General features: G+C 71.1%; 22 protein-coding genes. 18 read left to right on the forward strand and 4 right to left on the reverse strand.

What is annotated here, in order from left to right; all coding sequences use genetic code 11:
* Nucleotides 1-2 precede the first annotated feature (2 nt).
* Both ACZ4EG_RS18280 and mdo read right to left on the reverse strand, forming a co-directional pair.
* Nucleotides 3-1,199 (reverse strand): AAA family ATPase, encoded by a 1,197-nt coding sequence (locus tag ACZ4EG_RS18280; protein ID WP_453546983.1) that lies wholly within the window; start codon nt 1,197-1,199, stop codon nt 3-5.
* Nucleotides 1,200-1,307: 108 nt separating this feature from the next.
* Nucleotides 1,308-2,600 carry an NDMA-dependent methanol dehydrogenase gene (gene mdo, locus ACZ4EG_RS18285; RefSeq protein ID WP_467791262.1) on the reverse strand — a complete coding sequence of 431 codons (1,293 nt, stop codon included), beginning with the start codon at nt 2,598-2,600 and terminating at the stop codon, nt 1,308-1,310.
* Nucleotides 2,601-2,987: 387 nt separating this feature from the next.
* Here mdo and mftA point away from each other — a divergent pair, with 387 nt between their 5' ends.
* From mftA to ACZ4EG_RS18335, 10 genes are all read left to right on the forward strand, one after another.
* Nucleotides 2,988-3,095: a mycofactocin precursor MftA gene (gene mftA / locus ACZ4EG_RS18290; RefSeq protein WP_363296179.1), complete on the forward strand. Its 108-nt coding sequence runs from the start codon at nt 2,988-2,990 to the stop codon at nt 3,093-3,095.
* 14 nt (nt 3,096-3,109) lie between these two features.
* Complete coding sequence (gene mftB / locus ACZ4EG_RS18295; protein WP_467791263.1) at nt 3,110-3,394, forward strand: mycofactocin biosynthesis chaperone MftB; 285 nt, start codon at nt 3,110-3,112, stop codon at nt 3,392-3,394.
* Nucleotides 3,391-4,620, forward strand: coding sequence for a mycofactocin radical SAM maturase (mftC, locus tag ACZ4EG_RS18300; RefSeq protein ID WP_467791264.1), 1,230 nt, complete (start codon nt 3,391-3,393; stop codon nt 4,618-4,620). The genes mftB and mftC overlap by 4 nt, the downstream gene beginning before the upstream one ends.
* Nucleotides 4,617-5,789, forward strand: coding sequence for a pre-mycofactocin synthase MftD (mftD, locus tag ACZ4EG_RS18305; protein ID WP_467791265.1), 1,173 nt, complete (start codon nt 4,617-4,619; stop codon nt 5,787-5,789). Before mftC ends, mftD begins: the two co-directional genes overlap by 4 nt.
* Nucleotide 5,790: 1 nt before the next feature.
* Nucleotides 5,791-6,564 carry a mycofactocin biosynthesis peptidyl-dipeptidase MftE gene (gene mftE / locus ACZ4EG_RS18310; protein WP_467791266.1) on the forward strand — a complete coding sequence of 258 codons (774 nt, stop codon included), beginning with the start codon at nt 5,791-5,793 and terminating at the stop codon, nt 6,562-6,564.
* Nucleotides 6,561-7,346, forward strand: a complete 786-nt coding sequence (locus ACZ4EG_RS18315; protein WP_467791267.1) for a mycofactocin-coupled SDR family oxidoreductase — start codon at nt 6,561-6,563, stop codon at nt 7,344-7,346. The genes mftE and ACZ4EG_RS18315 overlap by 4 nt, the downstream gene beginning before the upstream one ends.
* The gene (gene mftF, locus ACZ4EG_RS18320) at nt 7,343-9,001 is read left to right on the forward strand and encodes a mycofactocin biosynthesis glycosyltransferase MftF (protein WP_467791268.1); all 1,659 of its coding nucleotides are present in this window, start codon (nt 7,343-7,345) and stop codon (nt 8,999-9,001) included. The genes ACZ4EG_RS18315 and mftF overlap by 4 nt, the downstream gene beginning before the upstream one ends.
* 66 nt (nt 9,002-9,067) lie before the next feature.
* The gene (acs, locus tag ACZ4EG_RS18325; protein WP_467791269.1) at nt 9,068-11,017 is read left to right on the forward strand and encodes an acetate--CoA ligase; all 1,950 of its coding nucleotides are present in this window, start codon (nt 9,068-9,070) and stop codon (nt 11,015-11,017) included.
* A 7-nt stretch (nt 11,018-11,024) separates the two neighbouring features.
* Nucleotides 11,025-11,585: an adenylate kinase gene (locus tag ACZ4EG_RS18330; protein ID WP_453547004.1), complete on the forward strand. Its 561-nt coding sequence runs from the start codon at nt 11,025-11,027 to the stop codon at nt 11,583-11,585.
* Between the two features lie 53 nt (nt 11,586-11,638).
* Nucleotides 11,639-12,694 (forward strand): Ppx/GppA family phosphatase, encoded by a 1,056-nt coding sequence (locus ACZ4EG_RS18335; RefSeq protein WP_453547006.1) that lies wholly within the window; start codon nt 11,639-11,641, stop codon nt 12,692-12,694.
* Nucleotides 12,695-12,745: 51 nt separating this feature from the next.
* On the opposite strand, the gene ACZ4EG_RS18340 is transcribed toward ACZ4EG_RS18335, so the two are convergent.
* Nucleotides 12,746-13,438 (reverse strand): DUF5324 family protein, encoded by a 693-nt coding sequence (locus ACZ4EG_RS18340; protein WP_453547009.1) that lies wholly within the window; start codon nt 13,436-13,438, stop codon nt 12,746-12,748.
* Between the two features lie 333 nt (nt 13,439-13,771).
* Between ACZ4EG_RS18340 and ACZ4EG_RS18345 the strand changes: the two genes are divergently transcribed.
* Both ACZ4EG_RS18345 and ACZ4EG_RS18350 read left to right on the forward strand, forming a co-directional pair.
* Nucleotides 13,772-14,305, forward strand: coding sequence for a peptidylprolyl isomerase (locus ACZ4EG_RS18345; RefSeq protein WP_467791375.1), 534 nt, complete (start codon nt 13,772-13,774; stop codon nt 14,303-14,305).
* 102 nt (nt 14,306-14,407) lie between these two features.
* On the forward strand, nt 14,408-15,295 hold the full coding sequence (locus ACZ4EG_RS18350; RefSeq protein WP_453547011.1) for a rhomboid family intramembrane serine protease: 888 nt from the start codon (nt 14,408-14,410) through the stop codon (nt 15,293-15,295).
* A 259-nt stretch (nt 15,296-15,554) separates the two neighbouring features.
* Here ACZ4EG_RS18350 and crgA read toward each other — a convergent pair whose 3' ends face one another.
* Complete coding sequence (gene crgA, locus ACZ4EG_RS18355; protein ID WP_467791270.1) at nt 15,555-15,809, reverse strand: cell division protein CrgA; 255 nt, start codon at nt 15,807-15,809, stop codon at nt 15,555-15,557.
* 140 nt (nt 15,810-15,949) lie between these two features.
* On the opposite strand from crgA, the gene ACZ4EG_RS18360 reads away from it, so the two are divergent.
* From ACZ4EG_RS18360 to ACZ4EG_RS18385, 6 genes are read left to right on the forward strand one after another with little or no spacing between them, the layout of a single operon-like run.
* Nucleotides 15,950-16,738 (forward strand): DUF881 domain-containing protein, encoded by a 789-nt coding sequence (locus tag ACZ4EG_RS18360; RefSeq protein WP_467791271.1) that lies wholly within the window; start codon nt 15,950-15,952, stop codon nt 16,736-16,738.
* A gap of 21 nt (nt 16,739-16,759) precedes the next feature.
* Nucleotides 16,760-17,449 (forward strand): class E sortase, encoded by a 690-nt coding sequence (locus ACZ4EG_RS18365; protein WP_467791272.1) that lies wholly within the window; start codon nt 16,760-16,762, stop codon nt 17,447-17,449.
* 17 nt (nt 17,450-17,466) lie between these two features.
* The gene (locus ACZ4EG_RS18370) at nt 17,467-17,664 is read left to right on the forward strand and encodes a hypothetical protein (RefSeq protein WP_467791383.1); all 198 of its coding nucleotides are present in this window, start codon (nt 17,467-17,469) and stop codon (nt 17,662-17,664) included.
* On the forward strand, nt 17,661-18,299 hold the full coding sequence (locus ACZ4EG_RS18375) for an aminodeoxychorismate/anthranilate synthase component II (protein WP_467791273.1): 639 nt from the start codon (nt 17,661-17,663) through the stop codon (nt 18,297-18,299). The genes ACZ4EG_RS18370 and ACZ4EG_RS18375 overlap by 4 nt, the downstream gene beginning before the upstream one ends.
* Nucleotides 18,296-19,345 (forward strand): class E sortase, encoded by a 1,050-nt coding sequence (locus ACZ4EG_RS18380; RefSeq protein WP_467791274.1) that lies wholly within the window; start codon nt 18,296-18,298, stop codon nt 19,343-19,345. The genes ACZ4EG_RS18375 and ACZ4EG_RS18380 overlap by 4 nt, the downstream gene beginning before the upstream one ends.
* Before the next feature lie 13 nt (nt 19,346-19,358).
* Nucleotides 19,359-20,105, forward strand: coding sequence for a class E sortase (locus tag ACZ4EG_RS18385; RefSeq protein WP_467791275.1), 747 nt, complete (start codon nt 19,359-19,361; stop codon nt 20,103-20,105).
* Nucleotides 20,106-20,165: the final 60 nt, after the last annotated feature.

Consider the following 20,165-nt stretch of genomic DNA (forward strand, 5'->3'; position numbering starts at 1 on the left):
GGTCAGACCGCGCGGCGGCGGGCGATGGCGGCGAAGGCGCGGGCGCCCTGGCCGGCGCCGGGTGCGGTGCGGCGCGTCGGGCCGGGGCCGGGTGCGCCGTAGTAGCCGTCGTCGTGGCGGCCCTGCTGGTCCATGGCCGCACGGATAGCCCGCCCGTCCACCTCGTGATCGTGATCGTGATCGTGATCGTGGTCGTGGTGGTGTCCGTTGTGATGGTGGTGGCCGTGCCCGTCGTGGTGGTGGCCCGGCTCGGGCAGGGTGCGGTTGGGGTCGACGAGGCGGGGCAGGACGTCCAGGGCGCGGCCGAGGTCGCGTTCGTACTTGAGGACCACGTTGGCGGTGTCGGCGAGCACCTCGGGATCCAGCTCCTCGACGCCCAGCACGGCGAGGGTGCGGGCCCAGTCGACCGTCTCGGAGATGCTGGGGTTCTTGCGCAGCCGCAGCTCGCGCAGGCCCCGTACCACCTCGACCAGATGACGGGCGGTGGCCTCGGACAGCCCGGTGTCCTTGGCGCGCAGGATCTCCAGCTCTCGCTCGGCGTCCGGGTGGTCGAGGAAGAGGTGCAGACAGCGGCGCTTGAGCGCGGCCGACAGATCACGGGTGTTGTTCGAGGTCAGGACGACGTACGGCGGGACCTTCGCGGTGTACGTGCCGATCTCGGGGACCGACACCTGGTACTCGGCCAGGCACTCCAGGAGTACGGCCTCCAGCGCCTCGTCGGCCCGGTCGACCTCGTCGATCAGCAGCACCGCCGGCTCCTCGCCGCGGACCGCCTCCAGCAGGGGGCGCGGGGCGAGGAACCGGTCGGAGAAGAACACGCTGTCCTGTTCCTCGATCCGCCGGACGGCCGAGGCCAGATCGGGCGCGTCGGCGGTCAGGTCGCCGATCTTGTCCCGGAGCATCTGGGTGTACAGCAGCTGCTTGCCGTAGTCCCACTCGTACAGGGCGCGGCTCTCGTCCTGGCCCTCGTAGCACTGCAGACGCAGCAGCCGGCGGCCGGTGGCGGCGGCCAGCGCCTTGGCCAGCTCGGTCTTGCCGACGCCGGCCGGGCCCTCCAGGAGTACCGGCTTGTCGAGTCTGGTCAGCAGGAACACGGTCGTGGCGAGCCGGCGGTCGGCGATGTAGCCGTGGGCGGCAAAGCGTTCGGTGATGTCCTCGACCGAGGCGAACTCGGCGGGGCGGGCGGGGGTTGCGGGCACGGGTCCTCCATGAGGTGCTGTTCGGCCGGGGAGGGGCGACGGGGCGGGGGACGGCGAGGGTGGTCCGTACCCCGCCCCGGTCCGGAAGGGCTCGGTGGAAGCGGTTCTTCAGCCGAGCAGGTCGTCCAGGTCGCCGTTCATGCAGTGGTCGACGACCGGCCGGACGGTGTCGAACGTGCACTCCTTGGCGTTGCCCGGGGTGCAGGCGTCGCCGAGGACGTGGTTCGTGATGCGGTCGACGTCGGCGGCGTCGCCCTTGATCACCTTGGCCTGCTCGTAGTACTTGGTCGGGCCCTGGCCCAGCCGGTTCTTGGAGTACGTGTCCTGCTGGACGTCCGTGAACTTCTCCGGGATGCCGACGTCGCGCAGCAGCCGGATGCCCGCGGCGAGCGCGGCGTCGGCGGCCTGGACCTTGGTCATGCCGTGCGTGTCCACACCCATCGCCTCGGCGATGTCCGCGAACCGCTCGTACTGCGCCGGCATGTTGAACGCCCACACGCGGGGCAGCGCGATGGCGTTGTTCAGCCCGTGGTGGGTGTCGTAGCACGCGCTGACCGCGTGCGAGATGGAGTGGATGATGCCCAGTCCGCCGGAGTTGAACGCCTGCGCCGCGATGTACTGCGCGTACATCATGCCCTCGCGCCCGGCCAGGTCCGTGCCGTTCCACACCGCCTGCCGCAGATGACGGGCCGTGAGCCGGATGGCGTGCAGCGCGTTGCCCAGCGAGGGCGGGAAGTTGAGCCGGGAGACGTACGGCTCGGAGGCGTGCGCGAGGACGTCGAAGCCGCACTGCGCGGTGTAGTCGAGCGGGCAGTCGTAGTACAGGGTCGGGTCGTCGATGGCGAGCGAGGCGACCGAGGCGTCGTCGAAGGCGACGTACTTGTGCGGGTTGTCCGGATCGGTGGTGGTGTCGGTGATGACGTACGCCCAGGAGGTCTCCGAGCCCGTGCCGGCCGTCGTCGAGACCGCGATGTGCGGCGGGTTCTTCGGGTTCTCGGACTTGTTGAAGCCCTCGAAGTCGTTGACGTTGCGGCCGTCGTGGGCGACGGAGATGCGGGCTCCCTTGCACGCGTCGTGCGACGAGCCGCCGCCGATCGACACGAACGAGTCGCACTTGTTCTCCTGGTACAGCGCCACGGCGTCCATGACGTTGTAGTCCTTGGGGTTCGACTCGACCTTGTCGTACACCACGACCTCCAGGCCGTGGTACTTCAGCGACTCGACGATCTTGTGCACGGTGTCGCTGCCGCGCAGCCCCGTGGTCATCACCAGCGTGCGCCTGAATCCGAGCTTCTTGGCCTCCGGGCCGATCAGCTCATGGGCTCCCGGGCCCATCAACGCCCGCGGGAAGGGATGGAATTCCTTGATCGGGAACGGCTTGAGAAGTTCTTCGACCTTCATGATCGCGACTGTCCTCTCCGCGCGGTGGGGCCGCGCGTGCTGCGTCGACTGCTCCCAGGGCCCGCCGGCGGGCAGAGGTCCGGGTGGAGCACGGACGTGCCGAACGAATGCGGCGTGCATCACCCTCCGGGACCGCGCGGCGGTGCGACACCGGCCGCTCGGACGGCAGGCGGGCGCGGACGGAGGGGATGTGCCCCGTCCGATCGGACGGGGTGAGCACCGCTGACCTGCGGCGCAGCGGGCCCACCTGTCCGACCGGACAGGGTGAGGGCGGCCGAAAGCAGGGCGAGACGCGAAGAGGACCGGCCTAGCGTCGGATACGGCCGGTCACCGCGTGACGGCACCGGCGCACATTCCCGACTCCCCTTTTGCTTCAGGAGGTTAGCCATGGACGAGGACCAGATCCGCGCCGAGCAGGAGACGGCCGTGGACGACGTGGTCGAGGAGATCCTCGTCGAGGAGGTCTCCATCGACGGCATGTGCGGCGTCTACTGAGCCGGCCGGCCGTCATGCCGTCCCCCTTCGACGCGGACCGGCCCTACCGGCTGAACCCCTGCGTCGCGCTGCGCCCCGAGTCGTTCGGGGCGCTCGCCTACCACTTCGGCAACCGTCGGCTGTCGTTCCTGAAGGCGCCCGAACTGGTCGAGCTGGTACGGGGGCTGGGCCGTCACACCAGCGTCCGGGAGGCGCTCGCCGGTGTGCCCGAGCGGCGCCGGGACGCCTTCCGGCGCGCGCTGGCCTCGCTGGCCGCCGCCGACATGATCATCCCCACCGAAGCGGAGCCGCAGCCGTGACCGTCACCCGAGAATCGTCCGCCCCGGTCCCCGCCCTCGTCGAGCAGTTCAAGGGCGGGCTGCACGCCCCCATCTGCCTGACCTGGGAGTGGACGTACGCGTGCAACCTCTCCTGTGTGCACTGCCTGTCCTCCTCCGGACGGCGCGACCCGGCGGAGCTGTCCACGGACGAGATCAAGTCCGTGATCGACGAGCTCCGGCGCATGCAGGTCTTCTACGTCAACGTCGGCGGCGGCGAGCCGACCGTCCGCCCCGACTTCTGGGAGCTGCTGGACTACGCGATCGCGCACCAGGTGGGGGTGAAGTTCTCCACCAACGGGCTGCGGCTGACCCCGGACCGGGCCCGCCGCCTCGCGGCCACCGACTATGTCGACGTCCAGATCTCCCTCGACGGCGCCACCCGCGAGATCAACGACGCGGTGCGCGGCCGGGGTTCGTACGACATGGCCGTGCGGGCGATGGAGAACCTCGCCGCGGCCGGCTTCCGGGACTTCAAGATCTCTGTGGTGATGACCCGTCAGAACATCCCGCAGCTGGACGACTTCGCGTCCCTGGCCGACCGGTACGGCGCCCAGCTGCGCATCACCCGGCTGCGGCCGTCGGGGCGGGGCGCCGAGGTCTGGGACGAGCTGCACCCCACCGCGGAGCAGCAGCGCGAGCTGTACGCCTGGCTGGTCGGCCACGGCGAGAAGGTGCTCACCGGTGACTCCTTCTTCCACCTCAACGCGCTCGGCTCGCAGCCCCTGCCCGGGCTGAACCTGTGCGGTGCCGGGCGCGTGGTCTGCCTGATCGACCCGGTGGGTGATGTGTACGCCTGCCCGTTCGCCATCCACGACGCCTTCAAGGCGGGCAACGTGCGTGCGCCGGGCGGCTTCGAGCGGGTGTGGCGCGACTCCGCGCTCTTCGCCGACCTGCGCCGGCCGGCCTCCGGCGGCGCCTGCTCGGTCTGTCCGGCGTACGACGCCTGCCAGGGCGGCTGCATGGCCGCGAAGTTCTTCACGGGCCTGCCGCTGGACGGCCCGGACCCGGAGTGCGTCATGGGCCACGGCGCCACGGCCCTCACGGCCAACGACCGCACCGCGCTTCCGCTCCAGGGCAACGACCACTCCCACCGCACCGTGCCCCTGGGCATGCCCGCCGTCCGGACCCGGCGGCCGGACCGCTTCTGCGACGAGAGCCCGCTGGCCGGCGCCGACGCCGTACATCACACGAAGGGAACGTCATGAGCAAGTGGATCGAGACGGTCGCCGAGGCCCAGCGGCTGGCGAGGAAGCGGCTGCCGAAGTCCGTCTACAGCGCACTGCTCGCCGGCTCCGAGAAGGGCGTCTCCTACGACGACAACACCACCGCCTTCGCCCAGCTGGGCTTCGCCCCGCACGTGGCCGGACTGTCGGCCAAGCGCGATCTGGCGACGACCGTCATGGGACAGCAGATCGCCCTTCCGGTGATCATCTCCCCGACCGGTGTGCAGGCCGTACACCCGGACGGAGAGGTGGCCGTCGCCCGCGCCGCGGCGGCGCGCGGCACCGCGATCGGGCTCAGCTCCTTCGCCAGCAAGCCGCTGCCCGACGTCGTGGCGGCCAATCCGCAGACGTTCTTCCAGATGTACTGGATGGGCTCCAAGGACGAGATGGCGCGGCGGATCGAGTACGCCCGCGAGGCGGGTGCCAAGGGGCTCATCGCCACCCTCGACTGGTCCTTCTCCTACGGCCGCGACTGGGGCAGCCCGAAGATCCCCGAGCGGCTGAACCTGAAGGCCATGGCGCAGTTCGCACCGGAGACGCTGGCCCGTCCGCGCTGGCTGTGGGACTTCGTGAAGTCCCGCAGTCTGCCGGACCTGACGACCCCCAACCTCGCCGAGTCAGGTCAGGACGCGCCCACGTTCTTCGGCGCCTACGGCGCGTGGCTGCAGACCCCGCCGCCCTCCTGGGACGACGTGCGCTGGCTGCGCGAGCAGTGGGACGGGCCGTTCCTGCTCAAGGGTGTCTGCCGGGTGGACGACGCCCTGCGCGCCGTCGACGCGGGCGTCACCGCGATCTCCGTGTCCAACCACGGCGGCAACAACCTCGACGCCACCCCGGCACCGATCCGCGCCCTGCCCGCCGTCGCGGACGCGGTCGGCCACCAGGTCGAACTGCTGCTGGACGGCGGTGTCCGGCGCGGCAGCGACGTGGTCAAGGCGCTGGCACTGGGCGCCAGGGCCGTGCTGATCGGCCGCGCCTACCTGTGGGGCCTGGCGGCGGGCGGCCAGAGCGGCGTGGAGAACGTCCTCGACATCCTCAGCCGCGGCATCGACTCCGCCCTGCTCGGCCTCGGATGCTCGTCCGTCCACGAACTGACCCCCGACGACCTGGTGATCCCGCCCGGGTTCACCCGCACCCTCGGCGCGGTCTGAGATGGCCGCGGGCCCTGCGCGCCTCACGGATCTGGCCTGGCCGGACCTCATGGCCCGCCGCCCCCTGGTGCTGCTGCCCCTCGGCTCCTGCGAGCAGCACGGCCCCCACCTCCCCCTCGACACCGACACGGCGGTGGCCGGCGCCGTCGCCGAGCGGGCCGCCGCCCGGCTCGGCGCGGAGGTGGACGTGCTGGTCGCGCCCGCCCAGCCCTACGGGGCCAGCGGCGAGCACGAGGGCTTCCCCGGCACGGTGTCCATCGGCCACGACGCGCTGCGCCTGCTGGTCACCGAGACGGGCCGCTCCCTGCTGCGCTGGGCGGGGCGCCTGCTGGTGGTCAACGGACACGGCGGGAACGTGGTGAGCCTGGTCGAAGCGGTGACCGGTCTGCGCGGCGAGAGCCGCGACGCGGCCTGGTGGCCGTGTCTGCCGCAGGGGCCTGCGGCAGACACAGACGCCCATGCGGGCCGCACCGAGACCTCGCTGATGCTGTCGCTGCGGCCTGCCGCCGTCCGCGGGGAGCGGGCCGCGGCCGGACCCACCGACCCCGTCCATCTGCTGATGGACCGCCTGGTCGCCGAGTCCGTTCGCGGGGTCAGCCCCTCCGGCGTCCTCGGCGACCCGGCCGGAGCCTGCGCGAGCGAGGGCGAACGGCTCCTCGACCGCATGGCGGACCGCCTCGCCGCCGACATCCGCGCCTGGGGGGTCTCCGCGCGGGGCAGGCTCGGCCTGCCCGATCGGCAGCCGGTCACCGCCCGAACGGGGGAGGGGCGGTGACCGGCCACCGGGTCGCCGTCGTCACCGGCGCCGCACGGGGCATCGGCGCCGCGACCGTACGCCGACTGGCCCGCGAGGGATGGGCCGTCGTCGCCGTCGACCGGTGCGCGGACGATCCCGACGTGCCCTACCCGCTCGCCGACCCGGAACAGCTGGACCGCCTGGCCCATGGGTTCCCCCTGGTGCGCACGGTCAGGGCGGACGTCCGCGACGCGGCCGCGCTGCAGGCCGCCGTGGAGCAGGCCGAGCGCGTGTTCGGCGGGCTCGACGCCGCCGTGGCCGCCGCGGCGGTCATGCTCGGCGGCGGCCCGGTGTGGGAGCAGACCGACGCGCAGTGGCGGACGCTGCTCGACGTGGACGTGATGGGCGTGGCCAACCTCGCCCGTGCCGCCGTACCCGCGCTGCTGCGCGGGCCGCAGCCCCGCACCGGCCGGTTCGTCGCCCTTGCCTCGGCCGCCGCGCACCGGGGGCTGTGGGGCCTGGGCGCCTACTGCGCGGCCAAGCACGCCGTGGTCGGCCTGGTCCGCGGCCTCGCCTGCGATCTGCGGGACACCGGGGTCAACGCGGTCGCCGTGTCACCGGGTTCCACACGCACGGACATGCTGCGGGCCACGGCCGACCTCTACGAACTGCCCGACGTCGACAAGCTCGCCGAGCAGCAGCTGTCCGGGCGGCCCCTGGAGCCGGAGGAGGTGGCCGCGGTGGTGGCCTGGGCCTGCTCGGCCGACTCCTTCGCCGTCACCGGCTCCGTACTTCACGCGGACGGAGGGTTCACGACATGACACGGTTCCTGCGGGACGCGAACACGTCCCGGTCCGGACGGTACGGGGGCACGGCCCGGCTCGTCGCGCGTGCGGGCGCCTTCCTGTTCAGCGGGCGCGCGGGCGGGTCCCTGCTCGCTGGGCACGCGGGGACACCCGAGTGGTCCGAGCCGCTGCCGTCCCCGCCGCGGGACCGGCTGCCCGACGGGTTCGCGGTCGAACTCGCCGCCGACACGCACCGCTCCCGCGACGGTCACTTGATGCTCGGCGGCTCCCCGCCGAGGCTGCTGCGGCTCGGGGCCGCCGCCGTCCGGCTGCTGGCGGACGGCGGGTTCGGGGTGACGGACGCCGCGAGCGCCGCGCTCGCCCGCCGGCTCCTGGACGCGGGCGTCGCCCACCCCCGCCCCCCACTGCCCCCGGTCCGCGACACCACCCTTGCCGTCCCGATCCGCGACCGGGCCGACCAACTCGACGGACTGCTGACCGCGTTGCGCGCCGACCCGTCCACCTCCACCCTGCCCGTCCTGGTCGTGGACGACGGCTCCCGGGACCCGGACGCCCTCGCCCGCGTGGCCCGGCGGCATGGCGCCCGGCTGCTCGTGCACCCGTGCAACCTCGGCCCGGCCGCCGCACGCAACACCGCACTGCGCCACGCCGAGACGGCGTACGTGGCGTTCTGCGACTCCGACGTCGTACCCGAACCGGGCTGGCTCGCCCCCCTGCTGGCCCACTTCGGCGACCCGGCGGTGGCTCTCGTCGCCCCCCGGATCGTCGCCCTGCCGGTGCCCGCGCCACGGCGGCTCGACCGCTACGAGCAGATCCGGTCGCCGCTGGACATGGGGTCGCGGGAGGGGCCGGTCGTGCCGGTGTCGATGCTCGGCTATGTCCCCAGCGCGACCATCGTGGTCCGCCGGTCCGCCGTCGGCGCCGGGTTCGCCCCCGGCATGCGGGTCGGGGAGGACGTGGACCTGTGCATGCGGCTGCACCAGGCGGGCTGGCGGCTGCGCTACGTCCCCGACGTGCGCGTGGGCCACCGGCACCGCACCGACCTGCGCGGCTGGCTCGCCCAGCGGGCCGGATACGGCATCGGCGCCGCCGACCTGGCCCTGCGTCACCCCGGCCGGGTGCCGCCGCTGTACGCCGCCCCCTGGTCGCTCGCCGCCTGCGCCCTGCTGCTGCGCGGCAGGCCGGTACCCGCGGCCACCGCGCTGGCGCTGACCGCGCTGACCGCCGTGAAGGTGGCCCGGCGCATGCCAGACGCCGACCAGCCCGCCCGGGCCGGTGCCCTGCTGTCGCTGGCCGCGCTCGGCGGTACCGCCCAGCAACTGCTGCGCTGTGCCACCCGGCACCACTGGCCCCTCGCCGTGGCAGCCGCCGCCGTCAGCCGCCGGGCACGCTACGGCCTCGCTGCCGCCGCCCTCGCCGAGGGGCTGGCCGACCGCCACCGTTCCCGCTCCTCGCTGGGCCCGCTCACGCACACGGCGATCCGCCGCCTGGACGACCTGGCCTATGGCTGGGGCGTGTGGCAGGGCGCGCTGCGCCGTCGTACCGCCGCGCCGCTGCTGCCCCGCCTCGCCCTGCCCCTGCGCGGCACGGCCGCGAAGCGCCCCTGGGAGCCCCGCTCCCTCGCGCCAACCTCGCACCAACCCGCCACGGCCACCGTGGAGACCTGGTGACGGACGGGTCGCCCGGCCTCCCGAGACCCGCCCGTCACCCCCACCCACACCTCTGGAGGAACCAGCATGACGCCGCGCTCCCAACTCCGCCCCGCACCCGGCAGCCCGCTCGCCGGAGCGGCCGAGGAGGTGTCCCGGCTGTACGAGGAGGCGGCCACCGACCGCCTGGCGTTCTGGGCGCGGCAGGCGGAACACCTGCACTGGGAGACCGGCTGGTCCGCCGTCCTGGACCGGACGGACGCGCCGTTCGCCCGCTGGTTCACCGGCGGGAGGCTGAACGTCGCGTACAACTGCGTCGACCGCCACGTCGAGGCCGGTCACGGCGACCGGGTCGCCTTCCACTGGGAGGGCGAGCCGGGCGACACCCGGACCATCACCTACGCCGAGCTGCGGCGCGAGGTGTGCAGGACGGCCAACGCCCTGCTCTCGCTGGGCCTTTCGGCCGGGGACCGGGTCGCCATCCAGCTGCCGATGATCCCCGAGGCGGTGTTCGCCATGCTGGCGTGCGCCCGGCTCGGGCTGCCGCACAGTGTGGTCTTCGGCGGGTTCTCGCCGGCCGCTCTCCAGTCGCGCATCGAGGACGCCGAGGCCCGCCTCCTGATCACGTCGGACGGCCAGTACCGCCGGGGCCGGGCCGAGCCGATGAAGGCGAACACCGACGAGGCCACCCGGCACGCACCGAGCGTCGAACACGTCCTGGTGGTCCGGCGCACCGGAACCGACGTGCCCTGGACCGAGGGCCGCGACCTGTGGTGGCACGACCTGGTCGGCGTCCAGCCGGACGAGCACCGGCCGGAGTCCTTCGACGCCGAGCACCCGCTGTTCATCCTCTACACCTCCGGTACGACCGGAAGGCCGAAGGGCATCCTGCACACCTCCGGCGGCTACCTCACCCAGGCCGCGTACACCCACCGCACCGCCTTCGGCCTCGACGCGGACAGCGACGTCTACTGGTGCACCGCCGACATCGGCTGGATCACCGGGCACTCCTACATCGTGTACGGACCGCTCGCCAACGGCGCCACCTCGGTGATGTACGAGGGCACGCCCAACACCCCGCACGAGGGGCGGCACTTCGAGATCATCGAGAGGTACGGGGTGTCGGTCTACTACACCGCCCCCACCGTCATCCGCACCTTCATGAAATGGGGCGAGCAACTCCCGGCCCGCTACGACCTGTCGTCGATCCGCGTGCTCGGCAGCGTCGGCGAGCCGATCAACCCGGAGGCGTGGCGCTGGTACCGCACGCACATCGGCGCCGACCGGGCGCCGGTCGTGGACACCTGGTGGCAGACCGAGACCGGCGCGGTCATGATCGCCCCCCTGCCCGGAGCGGCCCCCGCCAAGCCGGGCTCCGCGCAGAGACCGGTGCCGGGCATCTCGGCCAAGGTGGTCGACGACCGGGGCGAGGAGGTCGGCAGGGGCGAGAGCGGCTACCTGGTGCTCGACGAGCCCTGGCCGGCCATGCTGCGCGGCATCTGGGGCGACGACGAGCGGTACCGGGAGACGTACTGGGCCCGGTTCGCCGGACAGGGCCACTACTTCGCCGGCGACGGTGCCCGCTACGACGAGGACGGCGACATCTGGCTGCTGGGCCGGGTCGACGACGTCATGAACGTCTCGGGGCATCGCATTTCCACCGCCGAGGTCGAGTCGGCGCTCGTCTCGCACCCCGCGGTCGCCGAGGCCGCGGTGGTGGGGGCGGCGGACGCGACGACGGGGCAGGCGATCGTCGCGTTCGTGATCCTGCGCGGAGGCACGGTCCGGTCCGAGGGGTCCGAAGAAGACGTCACCCCGGCCCTGCGCGAGCACGTGGCCCGGGAGATCGGCCCCATCGCCAAGCCCCGCCAGATCATCGTGGTCCCCGAGCTGCCCAAGACCCGGTCCGGGAAGATCATGCGGCGGCTGCTGCGCGATGTCGCGGAGAACCGCGAGGTCGGCGACGTCACGACGCTCGCCGACGCCTCCGTGATGGACCTCATCGACGCACACCGACGTACTCACTGGAAGGCGTGACCCCCTGATGCGACTCGTCCTCATCGGCCCTCCCGGAGCGGGCAAGGGCACCCAGGCCGCCCTGCTCGGCCGGCGGTTCGGCATCCCGCACATCTCCACCGGGGACCTGTTCCGGGAGAACGTCGGCCGCGGGACACCACTCGGGCAGGAGGCCCGGCGATACCTCGACGCGGGCGAGCTCGTGCCCGACCACGTCACCGGCGCGATGGTCCGCCGTCGTCTGGAGGAACCGGACGCCCGGCGCGGCTTCCTCCTCGACGGCTTTCCCCGCACCGTCGAGCAGGCGCACGCGCTCACCACCGTCCTGGCCGCGACCGGAGCGGTCCTGGACGCCGTGGTCGAGTTCGACGCCCCCGAGCACGTCGTGGTGGAACGCCTGCGCGGCCGTGGCCGGTCCGACGACACCGAGGAGGTCATCCGGCACCGCCAGCAGGTCTACCGGCGGCAGACGGCCCCGCTCCTCGCCCATTACGCGGACATCGTGCTGACCGTGCGCGCCGTCGGAGCCGTCGAGGAGATCAACGACCGGGCACTGGAGGCGCTCGCGGACTTGCCTCAAGCGGCGTGAGCGGTTCCCCTTCCCGATGGGGTCGTGGCCGATGAGCTGGGTAATCGAAGGTCATGCGGGTGAGCGTGGTGGACGCGGGATCCAATACGGTCCGACTGGTGGTGGCCGACGCGGAGGGTGGTGTTCCGCTGCCGGTCCACACCGTCAAATGGCGACTGCGCCTGTCCGAACAGGTCGAGCCCGACGGGACGATCGGTGAGGAGGCGGTGGCGCGGCTGGTGAAGGCCGTCGCCGCGGCGGGCGGTGCGGCTGAGCGGTGGCGGGCGGCGGGCCCGCTGGCGTTCGCGACCACGGTCGTGCGCAACGCCCCCAACCGTCAGGAGGTACTGGACCGGGTGCGGTCGGAGACGGGCATCCGGATGTGCACCCTGCCGGGGGAGACGGAGGCGCGGCTGACGTTCCTGGCGGCCCGCCGCTGGATGGGCTGGCAGGCCGGCCCCCTCGCGCTCCTCGACATCGGGGGCGGCTCGCTGGAGGTGGCCTTCGGGCGCGGCCGCCTGCCCGACTTCGCCGCCTCCCTCCCGCTCGGCGCGAACCGGCTGACCCGGGAGTTCCTCGGCGCCCAGGACCCGCCCACCCAGGCCGAGTTGAAGGCGTTACGGCGCAGGGTGCGCCATGAGCTGCGGGATGTCGCGGCGCGGGTCCGCTGGGAAGGCCCGCGCACCGCCGCCGTCACCTCCCGCACCTTTCAGCAGCTGGCCCGGCTGTGCGGTACCGCCCCCGGACGCCATGGCCCCTTCGTCCATCGCGACATGCTCCGCGGCGACCTGCGCCGGGCCATCGGCGCGCTCGCCGCCCTCCCCGCGGCCGAACGCGCCCAGTTACCCGGGATCTCCGCGCCCCGCGCCGCCCAGAGCCTGGCCGGAGCCCTCGTCGGGCACACCGCCATGGAGCTGATGGGCCTGCGCAGGGTCGCCGTCTGCCCCTGGGCCATCCGTGAAGGAGTCCTGCTCCGCTATATCGAGGACGGCGCCGATTGGTGGGCGGACGTCACCAGCGACATCGGCACCGATGCTGCCCTCGGGCCGTCCACCGCACTTCGTATCGCCACCCCGCTTGCCCGGGCGGATGTTCCACGTGAAACATCGCCGTGGGGCACAAGACCCTGAAGTCTTCTGCCCCACGGCGATGTTCGCGACAACGGATGTCGGCGGCGTAGGTCAGTGGCGGTGCTTGTCGTCCTTCGCCGCCTGCTCCTCGGCCTCCTTGGCCTGCACATCGGGGTCGAGACTGCCGTCCACCGACGACAGACGGCCGGACTCGGGCACCTCCGTGGCGGCGGGCGGTTCCACCAGCCAGTCGGGGTTGGTCTGCTTGTCCCACCACTTCCAGGCGACGAAGGCACTGGCCGCCACGGCGCCCAGCACGACCAGCACCTTGGCGACACGGCCAGCCTTCTCCCGCCGCTCGTGCCTGCGGACCAGCTTCTGGATCTCCTCCGGTGAGACCTGACCGCGCAGCGCGGCCAGCGCGGCGACACCCCGCGCGGTGGCCTCGTCACGCATCGGCCCCGCCGCCGCGACGGCCTGCTCGATCCTCGGCCGCGAATAGTCGGCGGCCTGCCGGGCAGCCTTGCGGGTGAGGACGGCCGCGTCGTGCGCGGCTTGGTCGACCTTCGGCGGCACATGGGCCAGGGCCTGTTCCAGGCGCGGTGCGAGATGGGCGTCGTACTGGACGCGGGCCTGCTCGGCGGCCTGGGACACCACGGGCGCAAGCCGCACGCGCGCCTCCTGCGCGTAGTACGAGGCACGCTCCTTGGCCGTGTCGGCGTAGGGCGCCACCACTTCCGCGGCGTGCAGCACGCTGTCCTTCGCCGAGCCGGTCGCGGCGCGCACGCTGTCAATGCGGGTCACGGCTTCCTCCTCCTCGGTGGCGTACGGTATTTCGACTTTCCACACTTTTACGGATCATGCCTGTCAAGCATCTGCGCGGCACGCGAGGGAGGGCATATGGGTGCTGATGCACTCGATCAAGCGCAAGCGAGAATGAATGACGAATTCTGGACAACAGGAGCTTGTCGTCGACAATGCCACGGATCGCCGCCGTGCGCTCCCGCCCAGCGGGGACTGAACCTGTTTTCCGCAAGCGATTCGCGCGGATGAGCGTGCATCGACCTCGGCCGGGCGACGCCATGGCCCGGCCGTGCAAGGATCGTGGGATCACAGGAAGACAACGGAAGGCAGATCGTGGCCGAGCAGCTCTACGCCACCCTGAAGACCAACCACGGCGACATCGAGATCCGGCTGTTCCCGAACCACGCGCCGAAGACGGTCGGGAACTTCGTCGAGCTCGCCCAGGGTGAGCGCGAGTGGACCCACCCCGAGACCGGCGTGAAGAGCACGGACCGGCTCTACGACGGCACGATCTTCCACCGGGTGATCAGCGGCTTCATGATCCAGGGCGGTGACCCGCTCGGCACCGGCATCGGCGGTCCCGGCTACAAGTTCGAGGACGAGTTCCACCCCGACCTCTCCTTCAACAAGCCCTATCTGCTCGCCATGGCCAACGCCGGCCCGGCCACCAACGGCTCGCAGTTCTTCATCACCGTCGGCCCGACCACATGGCTGAACCGCAAGCACACCATCTTCGGCGAGGTCGCCGACCCGGCCGGCCAGAAGGTCGTCGACGCCATCGCCAACGTGCCCACCACGCGTCCCAACGACCGGCCGGTCAACGACGTCGTCATCGAGTCGGTCGTCGTCGAGAAGCGCGAGGGCTGAGCCGAGCGGCTCGCCCATTTCTCCTGGAGGGAACCAAACGCCCCGCTCGTCCGTAAGGATGAGCGGGGCGGTGTCATTGCCCACCACGACCGAGGGGATCTCATGGACCAGGCTGCAGACAGCGCGCAGGACGCCCAGCGCGTGCCGGTGTGCTATCGGCACCCGGACCGCGAGACCGGCGTCCACTGCACCCGGTGCGAGCGTCCGATCTGCCCCGAGTGCATGGTCAGCGCGTCCGTGGGCTTCCAGTGCCCCGAATGCGTCCGCACCGGCTCGGGCACGGGGCACTCCCCGGCCGCGTCCCGGCCCCGGACGGTCGCGGGAGGCACGGTCAGTGCCGACCCACGGCTGGTCACCAAGGTGCTGATCGGCCTCAACCTGGCCTTCTTCCTGGTCCAGCTCGCCGTGGGCGACCGCTTCACCGACCGGTTCGACCTGATCGGCCAGGCCTACGTCCCGCTTCTCGGCTCGATCCAGGGCATTGCGCACGGCCAGGTGTACCGGCTGCTGACCGCGATGTTCCTGCACGCCAGCTTCATCCACATCCTGTTCAACATGCTCAGCCTGTGGTGGATCGGCGGCCCCCTGGAAGCGGCCCTCGGCCGGGCCCGGTACCTCGCGCTGTACTTCGTCTCGGGACTGGCCGGCAGCGCCCTCAGCTATCTGCTGGCCGCACCCAACCAGCCCTCGCTGGGCGCCTCCGGAGCGATCTTCGGCCTCTTCGGCGCGACGGCCGTCCTGATGCGGCGGCTCAACTACGACATGCGCCCGGTCATCGCCCTGCTGGTGATCAACCTCATCTTCACCTTCAGCTGGAGCGGCATCGCCTGGCAGGCCCATATCGGCGGCCTGGTCGCGGGCCTCGTGTGCGGCTACGCCATGGTCCATGCCCCGCGCCGGCACCGGAACCTGATCCAGTACGGCACCTGTGCGCTGTTCCTGGTCGCGGTCGTGGTCCTGACGCTGCTCAGGACCGCACAGCTCACCTGATACCGAACCGTTGTCCACAGCGTGTGGCGGATCTTGTGCACGCTGTGCGGGAACAGCTGTGCCCCCTGCCGCTCAGGTGTGTTTTCCCAGGTCGGACAGGGGGCGAACAAGCTTGCGGTCGCCGGTAGGCCAGTCACACCGGCGTCAACACTCGATGAGTTATCCACAGATCGTCGTTCTTTTTCCCCACTGTGGAAAACAGCTGTGGATAACTCAGCGGATAGCCCTGGGCAGAGCTGTGTTCACCGGGAGGTGGCCGCTAATTCCACTGCGTGGAGACGCCGAATCCCGCCGCGATGAAGCCGAAGCCGACCACGATGTTCCAGTTGTCGAGCTTGTCGATCGGCAGCGAACCGTCGGTCACATAGAACACGACGATCCAGGCCAGGCCGATGAGGAACATCGCCAGCATGACCGGCGCGACCCAGGCGCGGTTGTTCAGCTTGAGGGCTGTCGCCTGCTTCGCGGGCGGCGGCGTGTAATCGGCCTTCTTGCGGATACGTGACTTCGGCACGAGGGTCTCTCCTGTCGATGCGCTGCGTGGCCGCGCAGGTAGCTGGGTCGGTCCGGGGCAGCGTACAAGGGGACACTTAGCGCTCCCCCGGGCGTCAGTTAGCGTAGTGCTTCCGCGGCGCCGAAGGAGATAAGGGTACGTTGAGCAATTCTGCCGACTCCCCCGGGACGGGATCAACGGGTTCCGGCCCTGCTCCTGCATCCCGTGTCCGGCCGGTGCGGATCCTCACCGCGGCCGTGTTCGCCCTCGCCGGGCTCATTTTCTTCACCAGTTTCAACACGGCCAAGGGCACCGACATCCGTACGGACGCCTCCATGCTGAAGCTCTCCGACCTGATCCAGGAACGCAGCCACAAGAACAAGGGGCTGGACGAGTCCAACGCGACCCTGCGCGACAGCGTGGAGTCGCTGGCCCAGGGCGACGACGGCTCCACGGACGCCGAGGACCGCAAGCTCGCGGCGCTGGAGAAGAACGCCGGCACCCAGAAGCTGACCGGCAAGGCGATCACGGTCACGCTCAACGACGCCCCGCCGAACGCCACCGCCAAGCTCCCCGGCTACCCCGAGCCACAGCCCGACTACCTGGTCATCCACCAGCAGGACCTGCAGGCGGTGGTCAACGCCCTCTGGAAGGGCGGTGCCCAGGGGATCAAGGTCATGGACCAGCGGCTGATCTCCACCAGCGCGGTGCGCTGCGTGGGCAACACGCTGATCCTCCAGGGCCGCGTCTACTCACCGCCGTACAAGATCACCGCGGTCGGAGACCCGGACAAGCTGCAGAAGGCGCTTGCGGCGAGCCCGGCGATCCAGAACTACATGGTGTACGTCAACGTCTACGGCCTCGGCTGGAAAGTCGCCGAGGACGGGACGGTGACTCTTCCCGGCTACTCGGGCACAGTGGATCTGCACTACGCGAAGCCCGTGCAGTAGCCGTCCGTCCAGGAGCCGCCGGTGCGCGTGATCGTCAGGTCCGTCAGCGAGCTCTGCATCACCGTCGGCGCGCTGATCGTGCTGTTCGTCGTCTATGTGCTGTTCTGGACCGGCGTGAAGGCCGACAGCGTCATGGACGACCAGATCCACCAGTTACAGCGGGAGTGGTCGAAAGGGGCGGCCGAGCACCCGACGGCAGGCCCCGGAGCCTCTTCGAGCCCGGCCAGGCCCGCGGCGTACCACTACGGCAAGCCCTTCGCGATCATGTACATCCCGCGGCTCGGTTTCACGTGGAACAAACCTGTGCTGGAGGGCACCGGCACGGACGTGCTGAAGAAGGGCCTCGCCCACTACGCCCGCACCGCCCGGCTGGGCCAGGAGGGCAACTTCGCGGTCGCCGGTCACCGGCGTACCTACGGTGATCCGTTCAAGGACTTTCCCGAGCTGCGCCCGGGGGATGCGGTCGTACTGACGAACGGGACGACCTGGTTCACGTATCGGATCGACAAAGGCCCTTACAAAACAGTTCCGACGGACGTTGAAGTGATCGACCCTGTGCCACGTAAGTCGGGGTATACGCGTCCAGGCCGCTATCTCACACTGACCACGTGCGATCCGGAATGGGGGCACAGTCACAGGCTGATCGTCTGGGCGCACCTGGACTCCACACAGCCTGTGGAGGCAGGCAAACCGAAGGCTCTGCGCCGTTAGTCTGGTGGCTGTACGGCGTGAGTCAGGTGCCGTGGCGCGACGGAAGGGACGGCATGTACGGCTGGATCTGGCGGCATCTGCCGGGCAATGCGTGGGTGAGGGCGCTGATCTCACTCGTGCTGGTCCTGGTCATGGTCTATGTCCTGTTCCAGTACGTCTTCCCGTGGGCCGAACCGCTGCTGCCCTTCAACGATGTGACGGTGGACAACCAGTGAGTGCGCGGATTCTCGTCGTCGACAACTACGACAGCTTCGTCTTCAACCTGGTCCAGTACCTGTACCAGCTGGGCGCCGAGTGCGAGGTGCTGCGCAACGACGAGGTGTCGACGGCGCACGCCCAGGACGGCTTCGACGGCGTGCTGCTGTCGCCGGGCCCCGGCACCCCGGAGCACGCCGGCGTCTGCGTGGACATGGTCCGCCACTGCGCGGCCACCGGGGTGCCCGTCTTCGGCGTCTGCCTCGGCATGCAGTCGATGCAGGTGGCGTACGGCGGTGTGGTGAACCGCGCGCCGGAGCTGCTGCACGGGAAGACCTCCCTGGTCGAGCACGAGGGCCGGGGCGTCTTCGCCGGACTGCCGTCGCCCTTCACGGCGACCCGCTACCACTCGCTGGCCGCCGAGCCGGCCACGGTTCCCGCGGAGCTGGAGGTCACGGCCCGTACCCACGACGGGATCATCATGGGCCTGAGACACCGTGAACTCCCGGTCGAGGGCGTGCAGTTCCACCCCGAGTCGGTGCTGACCGAGCACGGGCACCGGATGCTGGCGAACTGGCTGGTGGAGTGCGGGGACCAGGGCGCGGTGGCGAGGTCGGCGGGGCTCGCCCCGGTGGTGGGCAGGGCCACGGCGTGACCGCGCTGCGCCCGGAGCGCGAGACCGATGCCTCGTACGGGGATCAGTCGTACGGGGCTTCCGGAGCGCTCGGGGACCAGTACGGGCAGGGGGGCTACGGAGAGCCGTATCTGCCTCCCGTCGACGAGGAGACGGTGGCGCTGCGCCTGCCGGATCCGCCGCCGGGGGCCGGGAGCAGCGCCACATACGCCTCTGGCGCCTCATCGGCCACCGGAACCCCGGTGGGCGGCCGGGCGGCCCGCAGAAAGGCCGCCAAGCGGCGTGGCGGGCGTCATGGCGGCGCGGCGAGGGCGCCGGAGCCGCGGAGGGCGGAGAGCAGGGCCGGGGCGCCGCTCTCCCGAGTGGAGGCCCGGCGCCAGGCGCGGGCGCGCAAGCCGGGCGCGGCCGTCGTCGCGAGCCGGGCGATAGGCGAGGTGTTCATCACCACCGGCGTGCTGATGCTGCTGTTCGTCACCTACCAGCTGTGGTGGACGAACGTCCGGGCCCATGCGCAGGCGGGCAAGGAGACGAGCAACCTGCAGAACGAATGGGCGAGCGGAAAGCGGGAACCGGGCACGTTCGAGCCGGGGCAGGGTTTCGCCATCCTGCACATTCCCAAGCTGGACGTGGTGGCGCCGATAGCGGAGGGCATCAGCAACAAGAGGGTGCTCGACAAGGGCATGGTGGGGCACTACGGCGAGAGCCCGCTGAAGACCGCGATGCCGAGCGCGAAGACCGGCAACTTCGGGCTGGCGGCACACCGCAACACGCACGGCGAACCGTTCCGGTACATCAACAGGCTCCAGCCGGGCGACGACGTCGTGGTCGAGACCCAGGACACGTACTACGTCTACAAGATGACGTCGATGCTGCCGGTGACGGCGCCCAACAACACGAGCGTGCTGGACCCGATCCCCAGGGGGTCCGGCTTCACCCGGCCGGGCCGCTACATCACCCTCACCACGTGTACGCCGGAGTTCACCAGCAAGTACCGGCTGATCGTCTGGGGCAAGATGGTCGAGGAACGGCCGCGCAGCAAGGGCAAGCCGGATGCGCTCGTCGAGTAAGGGCAGATGAACAGTGGCAGCGACCGCCGACGACACCGAAGAGCAGACGGACACGCCGGAGGCGGCGCCGGTACGGCGGCGCCGGGGCACCGGCCGTATCGCCACGGCGGTCAGCGTCTTCGGTGAACTTCTCATCACGTCGGGCCTGGTGCTCGGCCTGTTCGTCGTCTACTCCCTGTGGTGGACGAACGTCGTCGCCGACCGACAGGCGAACCAGCGCGGTGACAAGGTCCGCGACAGCTGGGCCCACGACACCGGCCCCGGCGCGCTGGACACGAAGGACGGCATCGGCTTCCTGCACGTGCCGTCGATGCACAACGGCGAGGTCCTGGTCGAGAAGGGCACGTCGACGAAGGTCCTGAACGACGGTGTGGCCGGCTACTACACGGACCCGGTGAAGGCGACCCTCCCCATGTCCGGCAAGAAGGGCAACTTCGCCCTCGCCGCCCACCGCGACGGCCACGGCGCCAAGTTCCACAACATCGACAAGGTGGAGAAGGGCGACCCGATCGTCTTCGAGACCAAGGACAAGTGGTACGTCTACAAGGTCTACGCCGTGCTCGACGAGACCTCGAAGTTCAACGTCAAGGTCCTCGCCCCGGTCCCGAAGGAATCCGGCAGGAAGAAGCCGGGCCACTACATCACCCTGACGACGTGCACGCCGGTCTACACGAGCCGGTACCGCTATGTGGTGTGGGGCGAACTGGTCCGCGTGGACAAGGTGGACAGCAAGCGGACACCGCCGGAAGAGCTGCGCTGACCGATCGAGCTGCGGTGATGTGACAAAGCGGAGCCCCGGCACTCCCGTGTGAGGAGTGCC

The sequence above is a fragment of the Streptomyces sp. NPDC025638 genome (assembly GCF_055558775.1).